At 65.0% G+C, this 2,308-nt stretch carries 1 protein-coding gene and 1 pseudogene; both read left to right on the top strand.

All coding sequences use genetic code 11. The features are described from left to right. Positions 1–232: 232 nt before the first annotated feature. Positions 233–1,774: pseudogene (locus XH98_RS13035) on the top strand (DUF1522 domain-containing protein); the annotation flags it as partial. A gap of 323 nt (positions 1,775–2,097) precedes the next feature. Next, positions 2,098–2,308 (top strand): flagellin N-terminal helical domain-containing protein (locus tag XH98_RS13030; protein WP_442868576.1); only part of this gene is annotated, 211 nt, incomplete at its 3' end.

The following is a 2,308-nucleotide window of genomic DNA, read 5'->3' as shown; positions in this document are numbered from 1 at the left end:
TACCGATGGATCGAGCTTCACCGTCAACGGCCACAGCATCACCTTCAAGGCGGGTCCCCCCCCCCCCCCCCCCCCCCCCCCCCCCCCCCCCCCCCCCCCCCCCCCCCCCCCCCCCCCCCCCCCCCCCCCCCCCCCCCCCCCCCCCCCCCCCCCCCCCCCCCCCCCCCCCCCCCCCCCCCCCCCCCCCCCCCCCCCCCCCCCCCCCCCCCCCCCCCCCCCCCCCCCCCCCCCGATCATCTATCTTGGTGCCAGTGCCACGAACGCGACAGCCACGGTTGGCGATGTTCTGAAGGCGGTCGACCTTGCCAGCGGCGTCCAGAATGCGGTCGTGGCTGCGGGCGCGGCGACGATCACCACCAACACCAGCCAGACGACGTCGGTGAGCGCGCTCGCTGGCGGCAAGATCACGCTGGAAACCTCGACCGGTGCCGATCTCAGTGTGGTTGGCAAGGCCGACCTGCTGAAGGCTCTCGGCCTGACCACGGCGACCGGCTCCGGCAATGCCACAGTGACGGCGACCCGCACCACCAGCTCGGGCAGCCTCGGCACTCTGATCACCGATGGTTCGACGCTGAACGTCAACGGCAAGACCATCACGTTCAAGAACGCAGGTACGCCTGCGGCTGCCAACGTTGCCAGCGGATCCGGCGTCAGCGGCAACGTCGTCACGGACGGCAGCGGCAACTCGACTGTTTACCTGGAAAAGGGCACGGTTGCCGATATCTTGAATGCGATCGACCTCGCCACCGGCGTGCAGACCGCATCCAACTCCGGCGGCACGGCGACCCTGAGCACCGCGACCGGCCAGACCAACTCGTCGATTGTTGCCGGCGCGCTGCACATCTCCACGGGTGCCAACTCGGATCTGACGATCACCGGAACCGGCAATGCCTTGTCCACGCTCGGCCTCACCGGCGCGACTGGCACCGGTACCGCGTTCACCGCGAGCCGCACCGCGGCCTCCGGTGGCGTCTCCGGTAAGACCTTGACCTTCACCTCCTTCAATGGCGGCACGGCGGTCAACGTCACCTTCGGCGATGGCACCGGCGGCACGGTCAAGACGCTCGATCAGCTCAACACGGCTCTCCAGGCGAACAACCTGACTGCCACGATCGACGCCAACGGCCGGCTGACGGTCTCGGCGACCAACGACTATGCGTCGTCGACGATCGGTTCGGCTGTCTCGGGTGGTACCATTGGCGGCACGCTCACCACGGCGCTGACGTTCTCGAATGCGACCGCGCCGGTTGCTGATCCTATTGCCCAAGCCACCCGCACCAACCTGGTCTCGCAGTACAACAACATCTTGACGCAGATCGACACGACCTCGCTGGACGCTTCGTTCAACGGTGTCAACCTGCTCAACGGTGACCAGCTCAAGCTGGTGTTCGACGAGACCGGCAAGTCGAACCTGAACATCACCGGCGTGACCTTCAACTCGAAGGGTCTGGGTCTCGCTGGTCTGGTGCAGGGCACCGACTTCATCGACAACTCGGCCACCAACAAGGTGCTGGCCAATCTGAACACGGCGTCGAGCACGCTGCGCTCGGAAGCTTCGACCCTCGGTTCGAACCTCTCCGTCGTGCAGGTGCGTCAGGACTTCAACAAGAACCTGATCAACGTGCTGCAGACCGGCTCGTCCAACCTGACGCTGGCCGACACCAACGAGGAAGCGGCCAACAGCCAGGCGCTGTCGACCCGCCAGTCGATCGCGGTCTCCGCGCTGTCGCTGGCCAACCAGTCGCAGCAGAGCGTGCTCCAGCTGCTCCGCTAATAGCGGACGACATCGCAAGCAAGTCATGGCGGCGGGGCTTCGGCCCCGCCGTTTTCTTTTTGCAGGAGCGATCGAGAGGTGATTTGGCGAGACTGAAAAAGTAACCGTTGGTTATGGTTAACGGGGAGCAAACGGCGAAAAAACGTGAAGAGTTTCAGATCGATCGTCACCGATCTCGGCGTGCTCGCACGGCCTTATGGTGAACCGGCGCTTACGGCTCGCAAGCAGATTTCATCTTTTGTTAGCCATGTACGCGCAGGCTGTGCCCGTCACTCGATCCGAAGCGATCGAACGAAGACGCGTAAACCAGAAGGGTAAGAGTCATGTCCGGTATTGTTCTCTCTGCGTCGGTTCGCCAGAACCTGCTCTCTCTCCAGTCCACCGCCGATCTCCTCGCCACCACCCAGTCGCGCCTGTCGACGGGCAAGAAGGTGAACACGGCGCTGGATAACCCCACCAACTTCTTCACCGCACAGTCGCTCGACAACCGCGCCAGCGACATCAACAATTTGCTCGATGGCATCGCCAACGGCG

It is taken from the genome of Bradyrhizobium sp. CCBAU 51745 (assembly GCF_028128715.1).
GTDB lineage: Bacteria > Pseudomonadota > Alphaproteobacteria > Rhizobiales > Xanthobacteraceae > Bradyrhizobium > Bradyrhizobium manausense.
This window is presented reverse-complemented; position numbering and strand designations above follow the sequence as displayed.